12 protein-coding genes are annotated in these 16,203 nt (G+C 59.8%); 8 read left to right on the plus strand and 4 right to left on the minus strand.

The window, feature by feature from the left end; translation table 11 throughout:
• Positions 1 to 33 precede the first annotated feature (33 nt).
• The 5 genes from ACWNZ3_RS05460 (at position 34) to ACWNZ3_RS05480 (ending at position 10,124) form a co-directional block, all read left to right on the plus strand.
• Complete coding sequence (locus ACWNZ3_RS05460) at positions 34 to 2,961, plus strand: peroxidase family protein (RefSeq protein ID WP_496901476.1); 2,928 nt, start codon at positions 34 to 36, stop codon at positions 2,959 to 2,961.
• Complete coding sequence (locus ACWNZ3_RS05465; RefSeq protein ID WP_496901477.1) at positions 2,958 to 4,493, plus strand: lipoxygenase family protein; 1,536 nt, start codon at positions 2,958 to 2,960, stop codon at positions 4,491 to 4,493. Before ACWNZ3_RS05460 ends, ACWNZ3_RS05465 begins: the two co-directional genes overlap by 4 nt.
• 231 nt (positions 4,494 to 4,724) lie before the next feature.
• Positions 4,725 to 7,949 (plus strand): CHASE domain-containing protein, encoded by a 3,225-nt coding sequence (locus tag ACWNZ3_RS05470; RefSeq protein ID WP_496901478.1) that lies wholly within the window; start codon positions 4,725 to 4,727, stop codon positions 7,947 to 7,949.
• A gap of 134 nt (positions 7,950 to 8,083) precedes the next feature.
• The gene (locus ACWNZ3_RS05475; protein ID WP_496901479.1) at positions 8,084 to 9,742 is read left to right on the plus strand and encodes a PAS domain-containing sensor histidine kinase; all 1,659 of its coding nucleotides are present in this window, start codon (positions 8,084 to 8,086) and stop codon (positions 9,740 to 9,742) included.
• A 13-nt stretch (positions 9,743 to 9,755) separates the two neighbouring features.
• Complete coding sequence (locus tag ACWNZ3_RS05480) at positions 9,756 to 10,124, plus strand: response regulator (protein WP_114274668.1); 369 nt, start codon at positions 9,756 to 9,758, stop codon at positions 10,122 to 10,124.
• 117 nt (positions 10,125 to 10,241) lie between these two features.
• Here the strand turns inward: ACWNZ3_RS05480 and ACWNZ3_RS05485 are convergent, their stop codons facing one another.
• The 4 genes from ACWNZ3_RS05485 to ACWNZ3_RS05500 form a co-directional block, all read right to left on the minus strand.
• The gene (locus tag ACWNZ3_RS05485; protein WP_269367620.1) at positions 10,242 to 10,601 is read right to left on the minus strand and encodes an Hpt domain-containing protein; all 360 of its coding nucleotides are present in this window, start codon (positions 10,599 to 10,601) and stop codon (positions 10,242 to 10,244) included.
• Positions 10,598 to 11,575, minus strand: a complete 978-nt coding sequence (locus ACWNZ3_RS05490; RefSeq protein WP_496901480.1) for a response regulator — start codon at positions 11,573 to 11,575, stop codon at positions 10,598 to 10,600. The genes ACWNZ3_RS05485 and ACWNZ3_RS05490 overlap by 4 nt, the downstream gene beginning before the upstream one ends.
• 182 nt (positions 11,576 to 11,757) lie before the next feature.
• The gene (locus tag ACWNZ3_RS05495; RefSeq protein ID WP_269367622.1) at positions 11,758 to 12,600 is read right to left on the minus strand and encodes an NAD-dependent epimerase/dehydratase family protein; all 843 of its coding nucleotides are present in this window, start codon (positions 12,598 to 12,600) and stop codon (positions 11,758 to 11,760) included.
• 34 nt (positions 12,601 to 12,634) lie between these two features.
• Positions 12,635 to 13,837, minus strand: a complete 1,203-nt coding sequence (locus ACWNZ3_RS05500) for an NAD(P)/FAD-dependent oxidoreductase (protein ID WP_269367623.1) — start codon at positions 13,835 to 13,837, stop codon at positions 12,635 to 12,637.
• Positions 13,838 to 14,102: 265 nt separating this feature from the next.
• Here ACWNZ3_RS05500 and ACWNZ3_RS05505 point away from each other — a divergent pair, with 265 nt between their 5' ends.
• The 3 genes from ACWNZ3_RS05505 (at position 14,103) to ACWNZ3_RS05515 (ending at position 16,088) form a co-directional block, all read left to right on the plus strand.
• Positions 14,103 to 14,645: a sigma-70 family RNA polymerase sigma factor gene (locus ACWNZ3_RS05505; protein ID WP_496901481.1), complete on the plus strand. Its 543-nt coding sequence runs from the start codon at positions 14,103 to 14,105 to the stop codon at positions 14,643 to 14,645.
• On the plus strand, positions 14,642 to 15,334 hold the full coding sequence (locus tag ACWNZ3_RS05510) for an anti-sigma factor (protein ID WP_496901482.1): 693 nt from the start codon (positions 14,642 to 14,644) through the stop codon (positions 15,332 to 15,334). Before ACWNZ3_RS05505 ends, ACWNZ3_RS05510 begins: the two co-directional genes overlap by 4 nt.
• Before the next feature lie 415 nt (positions 15,335 to 15,749).
• Positions 15,750 to 16,088, plus strand: a complete 339-nt coding sequence (locus tag ACWNZ3_RS05515) for a DoxX family protein (RefSeq protein ID WP_496901483.1) — start codon at positions 15,750 to 15,752, stop codon at positions 16,086 to 16,088.
• Positions 16,089 to 16,203 lie beyond the last annotated feature (115 nt).

Genomic DNA, 16,203 nt, shown 5'->3' on the forward strand with positions numbered 1-16,203 from the left:
ATTACGGACCGTTTGCGCGGTCAGGGAGAAGCAATGTTCAAATATGTTGTCGCCGGTCTGGGTGTCTTCTGCGTGGCCTTCGTCGCGATCTGGATTGCCGTTGATCCCGGCATCCGCAGTTGCATCACCATGGCAGAGCGCGGCATCCCGCCCGTGGCCGCCACGCGGGAGGAACGGTTTCTGGGCAAGGTGCTGTATGACACGGCCAATTGCCGGGGCGGCAGCGTGGCGACGGCATCGCGCGGCACGCCCTGGGTGGATTGGTCGAACTACTGGGGCACAGGTGACGATGCATCGCGGTCCAGCAATTACAACCCGGTCACCTTTATCGCCAGGCATCTCAGCGGCACCGGGCGGGGCATCGACGGCGCGCTGCTGGATCTGGAACGCCAGCGGGTGGAACTGATCAAGTTCAACCTTTTCGACAATGGCACCTATCCCGATTACGTGCTGGGGCGCGATGGCAGGGACGGGCGGACGCTGAAAAGCTGGCCGGAACTGCGGCTGCCGCCCGGACACCCCGATTATGCGCGTGTCGGTGGCCCCGGTGCACAGGTCTGCCGGGGCGAGATGCTGCGCTTTCGCAACCTGCAGGGCACCTGCAACGATCTGCGCAATCCCGGCATGGGGGCGACCGGCGCGGTCTATCCCCGCAACGTCGAGTTCGAATCGACCTTTCCCATCGTCGCCGCGTCGCAAGGCAACAGCATTGCCGCCGCGCGCCATGCGGGCCGGATCGACATGATGACCCCCGATCCGCAGGTGATCAGCCGCGCGCTCTTCACCCGCGATCAATCCGCGCCGGAGCTGTGCAATGCGGGCTATGGCCTGCCCGGCAACGATGTCACAGCCCGGTGCGATTACCAGAAAGCCCCGTTTTTCAACGTCTTGGCGGCCTATTGGATCCAATTCATGACCCACGACTGGTTCAGCCATCTGGACGAGGGCCGAAATGATGAAAGCCGTCGCATCTCGATGGGATGCCACAGCACCGGGGTGGGGGAGGCAAAGCGCCCCCTGACGCCCGCGGAAGTGGCCGAACTGGGTTGCAATCCGGCGGCAGAGGAATTTGGCGCAAGGTTCCACCAGACGTCGCCGCCCGGCAGTTTCGACGGCGGATCGCGCCTGCGGCGCGCCTACAAGACCACGTCGAACACGGTGACGGCATGGTGGGATGCCTCGCAGATCTACGGCTATGACGCGGTGTCGCGCGCAAGGGTCAGGCGTGATCCCGAAGACCCCGCAAAACTGATGATGCGCAGCGTTGCCCTGCGCAGCGATCAGGGCGATGCCGCCGGATACCTGCCGGTGATGGTTGCCGAATGTGCCGCCGCTGACACCTCTTGCACGCCCGCGCCGATGAACCCCAAGTGGAGCGGGCAGGAAGCCACCGCATTTCCCGAAAACTGGTCCATCGGGATGAGCTTTTACCACAACCTCTTTGCGCGTGAGCACAACAGTTTCGTCACCGCCTTCCGCAACGAGGCGCGCCGCCATCCGCGCCGGGATTCCGGCCTGCGCCGCCCGGAAGCCCCGCTGGCCCCGGTGGCCTACCGCGACGTGACGGATGAGGAAGTGTTCGAGATCGGCCGCCTGGTCGTTGCCGCGATGATTGCCAAGATCCACACCATCGAATGGACTCCCCAGCTGCTCTATGACGAGCCGCTTTATACGGCAATGAATTCCAACTGGTACGGGTTGTTCCATGATTTTCCCGGCATCGACCGCATCCTCAGCCGGGTGGTGACGGACCTTGGCAGCTCTGGCGACGGGGAAAAGGAAACCACCTGGTATTCGGTGTTTTCATCCGGGGCCGGGATCGTCGCCACCGGCACGCTGAACAGGAACGGGTCGATCACGGATCTGGATTACGACAATGACGGGGTGAACCATTTCGGCTCGCCCTTCAATTTTCCCGAGGAATTCGTGAGCGTCTACCGCCTGCACCCGCTGCTGCCCGACCTGATCGAGCTGCGCGATGCCCAGGCGGACCCCAACCGGATCGTGGCCAAATTGCCCATCGTGACCACCTTTCGCCACAAGGCGACGGATGCGATGCATGAAACCGGGCTTGAGAACATGGCGCTCTCCATGGGCCGGCAAAGGCTGGGCGCGCTGGGGTTGAAGAACCAGCCGCAATTCCTGCAGAACCTGTCGATGCCGTCACGCCCCGAAGGGCCGACCAAGGTGGTTGACGTGATGGCGCTGGACATCATGCGCGACCGCGAACGCGGCATCCCGCGTTTCAACGAATTCCGCCGCCAGATCGGGCTGCGGCAGATGACCAGCTTCAGCGATTTCGTGGACCAGCGGCTGGCGCAGAAAGAGGACAGGACCGACGAGGAAGACAAGACACTGGCCCAGCAGCGGGCGCTGGCGCAGAAACTGCGCGAGGTCTATGGCCAGCACGTCTGTGATGCCTCCAGGATCATCAGCACCACGCAATTGTCCCCCGACGGGGCGGCAGGCGGCACCGGGCAATCGGCTTTTCCCGATGATTGCCTGGGCCACCCCGATGGATCGCTGGTGGATAACGTGGAAGATGTGGACACGGTGGTGGGGTATCTGGCCGAAAGCACAAGGCCCCATGGTTTCGCGATATCCGAAACGCAGTTCCAGATCTTCATCGTCAATGCCTCGCGCCGTCTGTTTTCCGACCGGTTCTTCACCTCGTCCTTCCGGCCGGAATTCTATTCCACCTTCGGCCTCGACTGGGTGATCAACAACGGCCCCGACAAGCAGGTGGAGCGGGGGCGCCCCAACGGTCACAAACAGGAGGTCATGCCCCTGAAACGGGTGCTGATGCGCAACCTGCCGGGGCTGCGCGACCAGCTTGACCCGGTGATCAACGCCTTTGACCCCTGGGCGCGGGACAGGGGGGATTATTACAGCCTGGATTGGGTGCCGATCAAATCGGCGCGCAGCGACCCTGCCTTTGACACCGAGGAGCCCGCGAAATGAGCCAGCGCCCCCCTTTGACCTGGATCTTCCGCCGCACGGTGTGGAATTCCATCTCCCTGCTGATCTTCCGTTTCAAGAAGGCCAGGAAGATCCCGCTGCCGCCGCGCAATCCGCAACCGCTCAAGCTGGTGCCCGTGGCCGAGCGGATACCCGGTGTGGAGGTCACCGACATCTACATGGCCGACCGGATACCGCCGGGCGAATCCGACAGGATCATGCAGGCGTCGTTCTCCTTCCGCATCTGGCTGAGCCAGGTTCTGCCCCCGGTCCGGCCCGGACTGCCGCAGATCGACGCCGATATCAACAAGGCCATGGAGGCGGCCTGCCGTCCGGCCTATCGCAGGCTTTACCCTCCGCCCGCGCTGCCCGATGCCTTCCGCCACGCGGGTCTTCCCGACCTGGGCGAGATGGCAACCGCCAGCCCCTATGCCTGCTTTCTGGAAAAGAACACGGCGGGCGAACTGGTCTGGGATTTCACCGATCTGGATCAGCACGAGATCTATCCGGGTCTGCGGCCGCTTGGCTGCTGTGTGTATTTCCAGGTAAAGAAAGCTTCGGGCAGGCTGACAGCCACCCGGATCACCTGCGTGCTGGGCGATATCAAATCCGATGACGGCCGCTGGAACGAGGCGGTGCGCACGGCGATGTGCGCGGCTTCGACCAGGATTTCGCTGGTGAACCATTTCGGCTGGGTGCATCTGGCCTGTGGCGGGCCGCTTTCGGTCGCCACGCGCAACCACCTCTACCGCGATCATCCGATATGCCGCCTGATGTGGCCGCATATGTTCGGCACGCAGAATTCCAACTACCTGGTGGCCAAGGGCCAGATGCTGCGCGGCGGTGACTTCGAGACCGTGTTTTCCTTCACCCACGAGGGCATGACCGACCTGTTCCAGCGGACGTTCAACAGCTACCGCGCCTCGGTCATGGTGCCCGCGCTCGACTGGCGCGACAGGGGGCTGCCCGAGGGGGAATTCGACACCCCGGTGCAGGATAACCTGCGCGACCTTTATAACGTGATGCACGCCCATACGACCCGCTATATCAACGCCTATTACGACAGCGACAAAGCGGTGCAATGGGACGAAACAATCATGGCCTGGTTGCGCGCCCTGAATGACCATATCCCCAACGGGATTGATGGCGTCACCGGCGGCGTGGTGACGCGCGAAAGCCTTGCCACGCTTTGTGCCGGCTTCATCTACATGGCCTCTGTCCAGCACGAGGCGCTGGGCAGTTGCATGTGGAACTACCAGATGTGGGTCGACAAGAATCCGGTGCGGATCCAGACCAATGGCAAAAGGGAGCCTGTGGACGTGTTCCAGCGCCTGCTGAATGCCAATTTCAACCTGAATGTGGACCGTGCGAAACTGATGCAGGATCTGTCCTATTTCGCGGTTGATGAACGTGGTGCCGAGGTGTTTCGCCTGTTCCTGAGCGATCTCAAGGCGCTGGAGCGGAAGCTGGCGGACGAACCCTATGCCACCTGGCGCGTGACACCCAAAATGCTTGAGGCGAACATCAACGCATGAAGGCGCCAACCGGTGCTGCAGGCGTTGTTTCCAGCGGTTTTTTGCCGTGATATGTCCTATGCCATAGCTGGTGCAAAATCACCACGTTACACCTGTTTTGGGGCCCGTTGAAGTTTGACAGAGTCCAGTAAGCAACCCATAGTGGTATTTGTCGAGGGAAGAGGTCTGTTTGGTTGTCATCATAATTCGCGCGCACCAGCAAGTTTGGTTTGCGGCAAGGTTGGTTAAGCGATGAAAAGACTGGAGTTGATGCTGGTGGCAGTCTGCCTGCTGGTCACGGCGGCTCTTTTCGCTGTCAGCGTCAGCCAGACCCAGCAGAAAGCGAAATCGGAGTTTGAGCATCTGAGCGAAGAGGGTGTCGATGCTCTGCGCTACCGGATGCAGACCTATCTGCAAGCCCTGAACGGTCTCGCCGCGTTTATCAGTGCCTCCGAGAACGTGAGCGAGACAGAATTCGAGACCTACGCCGAGACTCTGGATCTGGACGATCTGCTGATCGGGATCGACGGTGTCGGCTTTATCGAACCGGTCCGTTCGGAAAACATGGATTACTTCCTGGGCCGGACCCGCGTTCATACCCGTTCCGACTTTGCGGTACATCCGCAGACCGAGGGGCCGGACCATTTCATCGTCTCGCGTGTCGCGCCGCTGGACCGGAATATCGGGACGCTGGGGCTGGACATCACTTTTGAAGAGATGCGCAAAGAAACCGCCCTGCGCGCCCGCGAAACCGGGATGCCGCAGCTTACGCCGCGCATCCTGCTGTTGCAGGACGAGACCAGGCAACCGGGCTTCCTGCTGTTCCGCCCCCTGTGGAAGAACGAATTTGTCCCCGAACGCGGCGGCATGGTGCGTGGCGCGTTCCACGGTTGGGTCTATGCGCCCTTCGTCGGCTACAGGTTGTTGGCAGGATTGTCGCCCAACCAGGGGCGCAGCTATCATATTTCCGTATTCGACGGGCTGGTTGCCGATCCCGACAACCTCATTTTCGACAGCGCCAAACAAGCAGGCGCGGTCAACACCACGGCTGGAAAGCAGGTGGTTTCCTACACGATCACGAACTATGGCAGGCCCTGGACGGTGGTTTACACAAGCACACCGGTCTTCGACGCTTATTTCCCTTATCATGCTGCCATCGGTGTCCTGGTGGCGGGCCTCCTGCTGACTGGTATGCTGCTGTTCCTGATCCGCTCCGTGCGCGTGCGCGGTGACGCCCTGACCGAAGTGGCCGAGCTGCGCGCCCGTCAGGTCGACGCACAGGAAAAGGCCAATCGCGCCGTCGTCGACAATGCGGTGATCCCGGTTTTCATCATGGATGGCGATGGCCGCATCCTTTTTGCCAATCAGGCGGCGCACGATTGTTTCGGCTATCCGCCGCAAGCGATGGTCGATCTCTATTTTGACGAGATGGTCAGTGACCTGACCAACCTGTCCGGGGGGCAGATTTTCAACGCCACCGGCACCCGGCGCGATGGTCAGGGGCTGATCCTGGATTTGCAGCGGAACAATTGGCTGACGCATGAAAACGCGGCGCGGACGACGGCCATCGTGCGCGACATGACCCGGGAATACCGCGCTATCGAAGAGACGAACGAGCTGAAGGCCCGTTACGACAAGGCGCTTCAGGGCGCGCAGATCGGCGTGTTCGACATCGACCTGAACACCGGAAAATCCGAAGTCAGCGACACCTGGCGCAAGATCATGTCGATTCCCGACGAAGAGAAGCTGGATGATCCCCAGCAGATATTCCTGGACCGGATTCACCCCGAAGATCTGCCTGCCCTCAAACAGGCGGACCGCGATTGCATCAACCAGAAAACCCCGCGGTCGATTTCGGAATACCGGGTCCGTTTCGGCGATGCCATCTGGCGCTGGATGCGGTCGGATGCCGTTGTCGTGGAACGCGACGAGAACGGCAGGGCGCTGCGCATGATCGGTACGCAGACGGATGTGACCAACCTGCGCCACGCGCGCAACGCGCTTGAAGCCAGCGAACACCAGTTCCGGCAGGTCCTGGAAGCAGCGCCCATCGGCATGGTGGTGCTGGGCGAGGACGGCGTTTTCGAAAGCGTCAACCCGGCGTTCTGCGCGATCAGCGGCTATGAGCAGCAAAACCTGACGTCCGGTATGCGGATGTCGGATATTCTGCCCAAGGAAGAGGTGAAGGCAATCGCCACACGCGTTTCGGAAATGCTCGAAACCCGCAGTTCGCAGATCTACAGCGGCCAGCACCGATTCATGCACAGCAGCGGCGAAGAAAGATGGTGCCTGCTGCATATCTCCTGGTTCTTCGACAAGAACGCCGGCAGCAACTCCTTCATCGGTCAGGTGAGCGATATCACCGAACTGAAGAAGGTCGAGCAGATGAAGAACGAATTCGTGGCAACGGTCAGCCATGAACTGCGCACGCCATTGACGTCGATCAAGGGGGCCTTGGGGCTGATCGGCGCGATGAAGGACGTCGAACTGGCTCCCAAGGTTGAGCGTTTGCTGGAAATCGCGCGCAACAATGCCGACAACCTGGCCGATATCGTGAACGACATTCTGGATCTGGAAAAGATCTCTTCCGGCGAAATTGCCTTTGATTTTCAGCGCGTCACGATGAACGAGATCATTCGCGCGGCTGTCGAGGAACTGGCCCCCTATGCGCTGGCACACAAGAATACGCTGACGGTGGATCTGCCTGCAGCGCCACTCTATGTGTCCGCGGACGTCGGGCGCACCCGGCAGCTTCTTGCCAATCTGATTTCCAACGCCTGCAAATATTCCAACGCCGGGACGCCGGTGCTGGTCAAGGCCGAGCTCGTCTCCGATCAGGTCATCGTCTATGTCCAGAACACCGGACAGGCAATTCCCGAGAGCTTCCGTCACCGGATCTTCGACGCCTTTACGCAAGCGGATAGTTCGGACACCAGGACCAAGGGAGGCACCGGGCTGGGGCTGAACATCGCAAAACGGATTGTCCGGCGGCATGAGGGCGATATCGGTTTTGAAAGCACCGGGCACGGTGTGACGGTTTTCTGGTTCACCTACCCGCTGGACCGGCAGGCGCAGACGGAAATCCCACCGGTCCGGAAGGCCACTAGCAGGCGGCGCTCGGAAAAGCTGAACGTCCTGCATGTGGAGGATGACCAGGACTTCGCGGAGATCCTGCAATCGGGCCTTTGCGACATTGCCGATGTCCGGCATGTAAACAGCATCGCGCAGGCACGCGCGGTGATGGAGGGGCGGGAGCAGCTGGACGTCATCATCCTTGACTGGTCACTTCCCGACGGGGATGCGGTCTGCCTTTTGGATGAAATCGAAGACCTTCCCTATCCCGTGCGCATCCTGGGCTTGTCGTCGGATGGTCAGCGCGCACAGGACGGCAGGGTCAGCGCAAATCTGGTGAAATCGCGGGCTGAGCTGGATACGATCGCGGAGCACGTGGCGGGGCATCGGACGCAGGCCTCGTGACATGGTAAATATGGTGAGGACAATCTTGTTCCAATTTGCCATATTTCTGACAGTTTATTACGGCATGACTTTCTAACGGTTGATGCCGTCCTGTCGCGAGACGGCTAAATTGGAAGAAAATTCGAGGCAAAATTATGCGTTCGCCTGAAATAAAATTGAATACATTCAAGAGCTTATCGCTTGGTGGCGCTGCGGCGGTCAGTTGGTACTTTGCCTCCGATGCCTTGCTCACGGGTCCGTTGTCCAATGTTGTCCCGGTGGTGGGTGCAGTGGCCATTGCGGCCCTTTTGCCGTCGTATTTGGGTGTCCGCCGTGCGCGATATATCACCGATAAACAATCACTGGCGCTGGGCCAGCGCATCGACGTCTTGAATGAACATGCCATTGTGAACGTCGTCGACAGAAGCACCAACCTGACGGAAGTGAATGATCGATTCCTTGAGGCAACCGGCTACAGCAGGGAAGAACTGATCGGAACGTCAGTGCACAATCTGTACTGCGACGAAAATCAGAAACTGGCGCCGACGATCCATTTGCTACTGAGCATGGGCAAATCCTGGAGCGGCGAGACCCCGATCCGCCGCAAGGACGGCTCTGTCTTCTATACCCATACGACCGTCCGTCCGATCTATGATCTGAAAGGCAAATGGATCGGCTCGATCTCTGCCCGCACGGATGTCACGCAAACCCATGAATTGCTGGCCGCGCGCGACATCGCGCAGGTGACGGACGAAATGAAGGACGATATCTGGATCGTCGATTGCGACATGATGGCCGCGACCTACATGAACAAGGTGGCTCTGGGCCGTCTGGGCCTGCGCCGTGCGGCCGAACAGCTTATTCCCCTGTCCCAGCTTAAAGGCGTGGACGGTGTCGGCAGCATCCTGGCGACCTGCCGCGACATGCGCAGTACCGGTGCGGACAACGCCCAGTTCGAGACAGAATATTGCGGCAAGCCGTTTCATATCGGCGTCACGCGTCTGAAGGCCGGTACGCTCAAGGGGCGCTTCATGATCGTGATGGCGGACATGACAAAACGCGTATCCGAAGAGCAGCGCAAATCTGATTTCATTTCCACGGTAAGCCACGAGCTGCGCTCTCCCTTGACCTCGATCAAGGGGGCGATGGGCCTGTTGTTGTCCCGCGCTGCCGGAGAATTGCCGGACAAGGCGGTCAGCATGCTGGAAATCGCGCACCGCAACGCCGACCGGCTGGTGCTGATCATCAATGATATTCTCGATCTGGAAAAGATCGCCGCCGGGCGCATGGAGTTTGACCGGCAGGTTGTGAATATTTCCGACCTGATCACGGAAACCAAAAACGCGAATGCCACGATGCAGCAGCGTTTTGCCGTGAAAGTCGAAAGCAATAGCGAAGATACGCCGATCTGGATAAATACGGACCCGAACCGGATTATTCAGGTCCTCAACAACTTCCTTTCCAACGCCTGCAAATTTTCCAAGCCAGGCAGCACGGTTCGGATCGTGATCGAGGATCAGGGCGATTCGGTGCGGGTCGCGGTGAAGGATCAGGGCACCGGAATTCCCATCAAGGACCAGCACAAGGTCTTTGAACGGTTTGCGGATATGGAAAATTCGAACCGATCTGCAAAAGGTGGCACCGGTTTGGGCCTGAGCATCTGTAAAGCTATTGTAGAGGGGTTGGGTGGCAATATAGGCTTTGAGACGACAGAAGGAATAGGAGCGACATTCTATTTCGTCCTGCCCAAAACCGAAGCCAACATGGAAAGCACACCTGCGGATAATGTCGTAAAGATGCGCAGCGCCTCCTGACAGAGAGTCCCTAATGCTTAAACTTATTCATGTAGAAGACGATGCGGACATTCGTGAAATCGCCAAGATGTCTTTGGACCTTGCAGGGGATTTCGATGTGATCCAGTGCGAGTGCGGCGAGGAAGCTCTGGCGCGGGTGCAGGATTATACCCCTGACGTCATTCTGCTCGATATGATGATGCCGGGCATGACCGGGCGTCAGACGCTTGAGGAAATGCGCAAGCTGCCGCATCTGGCCAATGTGCCGGCGATCTTCATGACCGCCCGCGCCCAGCACGCCGAGATTGAGGAACTGCGCAATGTCGGCGCGGCCGATGTGATCAGCAAGCCCTTCGACCCGATGTCGTTGGCCGACCAGATCAAGAGCGCGATCCGCAAGTAACCATCGGGAAAAGACAAAGGGCAAGAAAAAGCCCCGGACGCAGTTGCAGCCGGGGAGGGAGGGATGTTCTTTCGGGAGCTGACCCCGGCCGGATGGAGAACAGGGGCCGGATGGGGATCAGGTCAGCGTGCTCAGCGTTTCTTCGCACTGCTTCACGAAGAGATCCATGTGATAGATGATTTCCCCGGGGCAAATCGCCAGATCGGCATCCGGGCCTTCGAGATGTGCAATGACTTCGCCCTCGCAGGCGCGCGCAGCAACCCCAAGATCGGTGAATCCGAGTGAACCGGCCGTTCCCGCAATCTGGTGCAGGATGGCTTTTGCCGCCTCCAGGTTGCCGTTGATGTCATCCAGGGTCTCGCCTTCCCAGGCGCTCAGGGCGTGTTCCGCAATAAGGGCCTGACGGTCCACCAGCATTTCCAGAAACCGTGTCCTTACCTTGGCCAGACCGGGAAGTTCATCTACCATGTCTTTCATGCGATCTGTCCCATATTCCAGTAGTCGGTCTGCGACTTGCCATGGGCCGCGCTGGCGGCCTCGGCGGTCGCATGTGCCGTTGCCAGCGCATCCATGACCGCGGCACCGCTTTTCCAGATCAGGCGGACGACGTCGCCGCCCGAGACCCGGGGATGCAGCCGCTCACCGGCTTTATTGTAAAGTTCCGTGCGCGCCAGCGACAGGTTCACCGCATCGACAAGCCTGCCCATATCGGGGCGCCAGCCGCTTTCGGTGATGCAAACGAAGGTTCCGCTGCCTGCGTAGGACATCAGGAACTGGTGCCCCTGTAGGGTGTCCGAGATGATCTCGGCCATGTCGGAGATCAGGCTGTAGAACTCGAACGGGCTCATCGCCGCGTGATATTGCTCGATCTCGCGCATGGTGAAGGCAAAGGTCGATGACCCGAACAGCGAACTGCGGGTCAACTGCTGGACGTAGTTTTCCATCGCCACGTATTCGATGACGTTGTCGACATCATGGATGGAAATCGGTTCGTGCAGTTCGATCGTGGCGGAGCCTGACTGTGCCCCGACAGCGCTTGCGGCAAAGATCTTGCGGGTGCGCGCCCGGCGTCCCTCGATCATGCCGGCGACCAGACCCAGACGGGCCTTCAGCTCGGCCACTTCGAAGGGCTTGGTCACATAGTCGGTGGCCCCCGCAGCGAAGGCGCCGTCGATATAGCGTTTGTCCGCCATCGCGGTCAGCATCAGAACCGGCGTTTCGGCATAGCGCGACATCATGCGGATGCGGCGGGTCAGTTCGATCCCGTCCATGTTCGGCATCTGGATGTCGAGCATGAAACAGTCGAAAGTCCCCTTCGCTTCGGCACGCAGGAGATCCAGCGCTTCGCTGCCCGATTCCGCCGTAACCAACTCATGGTCACCCACAGCCTGAACGAACTGCGTCAGCAGTTCCAAGATGATCAGGTCGTCATCCACTGCCAGAATTCTCATCGGTTTCTCCACCACAATTGACATCAGCGCAGTTTGCACAGGGGCTAACTATCAATTTTACGGGGAAGTGTGGCGTAATTTTGGCAACTTGAGAAAAAATGCCAATAAAATTAGTGGACTGTTTCCTTTACCGCAGGTTTTTGGTGCGGCGGATGCATCGGGCCGATGCATCCGCCGGGGGGTCAGGTTTTTTTCCGGTCGTCCACGATGGTCATCTGCGCAAGACCACTCTGGCCCAGATCGACGGCTGCAAAGGGCCCGCCCTGCAGCATTTCGGCCGGATCGGTCACGTCGGCGGCAGGGGTGTCGGCCAGAACGGCCTCGGCAAATTGCTCTGCATTGTCCTTGGGCCGGTAGCCCAGGAAGGCGGCTTTTGCGTTGTCCACCGGCGCGCGGTCGTTGTTGGACACGCCGTAGATCACGGTAAAGCCGACAGAGGGCGTGTCGATGGCCCGTGTCACCAGGTGGATCAGATCGTCATAGGACAGCCAGGACCCCAGCGCGCGTGCGTTGTTGACCTGTGCGGCGGACAGGATGCGCAGATGCACGCTCTCCATCTGGCGCTTGTCCCAGTACATGGAACCCAGGTCTTCGGTGAAGCATTTGGCAAGGCCGTAAAAGGTATCGGGCCGGTGCGGCGCATCGGTGCCGATGAAATCGCGTTTCTTGTGCATGCCCACCGCATGGATGGACGAGGCATAGACGATCCGGCGCACGCCATGCTGATAGCCCGCTTCCCAGATGTTGTAGGATCCGATGAAGTTCGGACCCAGCAGTTCCTCGAAGGGTTTCTCATCCACGATGGCGCCGAAATGCACCACCATATCGGCACCTTCCAGCAGCGGGTGGATTTCATCGAATTTTGCCAGGTCCGCGCGGGCATAGCTTTCACCGGGATAAAGCGTTCCGATCTCCTCGGCGATGTCGGTGCTGAGCAGTTCGTCGCACATTTTCGACAATGGCTCGCGCAGATATGACCCCAGCCGTCCCGCAGCCCCTGTCAGCACAAGTTTCTTGAATTTCATGGTATTGGCCTTTCTTTGGTCAAAGCGGCAATCGTCAGATTATCGCTTTTTCGAGGAATGATTTCTGCGCGCCTATGCGGTCAAAGGCAAAGGCGGTCAGGTCGATGGTGCGGAATTCGTGGTAGGTGATCCATTCTGCCACACCCCGCCCGATGGCGGGGGCCTGTTGCAGGCCATGGCCGGAAAAACCGTTCACGAAGATGAAGTTTGCCACCTCGGGGTGCGGCCCGACAATCGCGTTCTGATCGAAGGTGTTGTAGGCATAATGACCCACCCATTCGTTGATCACCTTGACCTCTTCAAAGGCGGGCACACGGGTGGCGATGGCGGGCCAGACCTTGTTTTCCCACAGGCTGTGGTCAAAGCCGAAATCGTCGTAAGCCACATCCGGGTCGTCATCCGGGGGGCAACCGGCAAGATAGTATTTCCCTTCGGAGCGCACATGGACCCCCGAGGGGTCGATGGTCAACGGCAGATCCCGGTCCAGCGGATGGGCGGCGTCAAAGACAAAGGAATAGCGCTTGCGCGGGTACACCGGCAGGTCCAGCCCCGCCATCCGGGCGGTGGCAAGCGCCCGCGGGCCTGAGGCATTGACCACGGTCCCGCAAGACAACGTATCGCCTGATTTGAGGGTGACGCTCTGCACCGCTGTCCTGCTGTCGTTCAGGGTCATCGCGGTCACTTCATCGTGGATGTATTCGACCCCGGCACGGCGGGCCATGCGCTTGAACCAGTCAAACATGGTGCCGCCGTCGAAATAGCCTTCGTCCACGGTATTGTGGTTGCCCGCGATGATGTCGTCGAGGGCGTAGAAAGGATAGGCAGCGGCGATCTCGTCGCGCGTCATGTGACGGGTCTGCGCCCCCAGTGCTGTCTGCACCTGCTGGGCCTGATGCAGGGCGGTGGCGAATTCGGGTGTATCGGCCAGATAGAGATATCCGAAACTTTGCAGGGTCAGGTTCGGCACATCCGGATCACCGCCCATGAAGTCACGGAAATTCTTGATGAATTCCGCGCCGAACTGTGACACGCGGATGTTGGCCTCGTTGGTGAATTGCTGCCGGATGCAGGAATTCGTATGGCTGGTCGAGGCAAATTCATAGCTGGGGTCGCGTTCGACCACCAGAACGCTGCCGTCAAAGCCCGCCGTGCGGGTCAGCCACCAGGCCAGCGCCGAACCGTGCATGGCACCGCCGATAATGACAACATCGTAAGAGGATTGTGCAGCAGCACCCATAGTCGCATTCCCGATTCGATTGACCGTCCTGATCCCGCGTACCGCAGAATGCCCTGCCGGGTAAACTTCTGTGAAACACCAAAAGACGGACAGCGCGATTTGCGGGTCCTTATTGGCCTGCGAAGGGGCGGATTAGGCACGGCAGGGGGCAACAAATGCCGAATGCCTGTTTGACTTACCGGCCAAGAGCCTCAAGTTACCCCTGGTGCGGGAAGTGGTTTCCGCGCGTCTGAAGTATGTCGCTGGGCGGAGACCGATTTAGAGTATGGACCGCGAAGAGATAGAGCGCCTGATCGCACGGGTGGCCCTCAAGGATCGTGCAGCCTTTGAAGAACTTTACGATCGTGTCAGTGCGAAACTTTTTGGTGTGTGCCTGCGTGTGTTGAACAATCGCGCCGCAGCAGAGGACGCCATGCAGGATACTTTTGTCAAAATCTGGAACAACGCCGATCGCTATCAGGCGAATGGCCTGTCGCCGATGACATGGTTGATCACCATCGCACGGAACACCTCGATTGACCGTCTGCGCGCGCGCAAGAAGGGCCATCAGGACATTGATACGCCGGGTATGGAGCTTGTTGCGAGTGGCCCCTCGCCCGAACAATCCGCCATCGCCGCTTCCGAGGCCAGCAAGCTGACCGGTTGCCTCGATGCGCTTGACGCCGACCGGGGCGCGGCCATCCGTGGCGCCTATCTTGACGGTGAAACCTATGCCGATCTGGCCGAAAGGTTCAAAGTACCGCTCAATACCATGCGGACCTGGCTCAGACGCGGGCTGATCTCCCTCAGGGAGTGCATGAGCCAATGACAGATCTGCCGCCCCCCACACCGGAAGAGGAAAGCGAATTTCTGGCCGCTGAATATGCGCTGGGACTTTCCGAAGGTGAGAACCTGACAGAGGCCCGTGACCGCGCGCGCCGTGACAGCCTGTTTGCCGGCGCCGTGGCCGCATGGCAGGAACGCCTGGTCGCGATGACCGATGCCATTGCGCCGGTGGCGCCGCCCGCGCGGGTCAAGAAGGCGCTGATCAAGTCGCTGTTCCCCAATATCCGCGTGCCTTTCTTGCAGCGGCTCTGGGTCTGGCAGGGGCTTACCTTCGCCTCGCTGGCGATGCTGGCAGTCCTTGCGATGCCGATGCTGCGGCCTGATGCCCCGACGATTGCCGGCCCGATCTATGGCACTCAGCTGACCGGGACAATCGACGATCTGCAGGTCTATGCCGTGCTTGATCCGTCCCGTGGCGGTATCGCCGTGACCCGAACGGCCGGTGCCCCGCCATCAGGGCGTGTGCTGGAACTCTGGGCTTTGCTGCCCGATGCCGCGCCGGTCTCGCTGGGGCTTGTGCCGGATGATGCGACCCATCTGAAACTGCCGCCGGAAATTGCGGCGCAGATTGATAACCTGACCCTGGCAATTTCCGACGAACCGCCCGGCGGCGCGCCCGAGGGGGCACCGACAGGCGAAATCCGCGCTGTTGGTACGGTCGAGGAAATCTAGCGGTCACTTGTTGACAGCCACCGCTTGGGTTTGACGGACTTTTGCCGTACCGCCTGCGAAGGGGCGGCAACAATGTCTCTGTCCATCAGCGGCAATGGTGCTGCCGGGCTGTCCGCCGTATCCAGGGCGCGTGTCCCAGCCAGAACGCGCCAAAAAAATCAAGGACATCGGGGAGATTTCCCAAAAATTCATCAAATTTAAATTTTTTTGCAACTTGTTGGAAACCGCAACGTGTCTGTTTCAGGAGCCACGTAAGACGGAGGTCACACTCTGGTTTCAGCGGGGTTCAGACCGGGTTGCAATGTGTTTGCCCGGTTATGTGATTTAACAAGTCCGCAGATGTTTCCTGCGCAGTGACGAGTAATGCCGGGCTGGCGGCTTTTGGCGTCAGCCCGACATTTTTTCCGAGGAGGTCATGGACACAGCTCAGCCACATCTTTCTCACCGCCGCGCGATGGGCGCCGATGCCCTTGTCCTGATGGGGCGCTTTTGCATTGCGGCACTATTCGTGACGGGTGCCGCCCAAAAGATCTATGCGCCGGAAATCGTTCGGCAAATGCTCGCGACACACCATTGGGTTGAATTCCTGATCTGGCCCGCCGTGGCGCTGAACCTGTTTGGGGCGATCTTTCTGGTGACGGGGTTCTTTCTGGTGCCGACGGCATTGATCCTGGCCGGCTATTGCATGGTGACGAGCATTTTCCATTTTCTGCCGGACGACCCCTGGCAAATGTCAATCTTCGTGAAGAACTGAGCGATTGCTGGCGGTCTGCTGATCCTGGCCGCCGCCGAATTGCGCGCGCCGCGCGGCTGACAGCGGGGCGGGCAAGGCCCAGTTTTTCATTGAGAAACCGCAGCACCCCCGCCAT

This window comes from Sulfitobacter sp. IGS-18 (assembly GCF_059628195.1).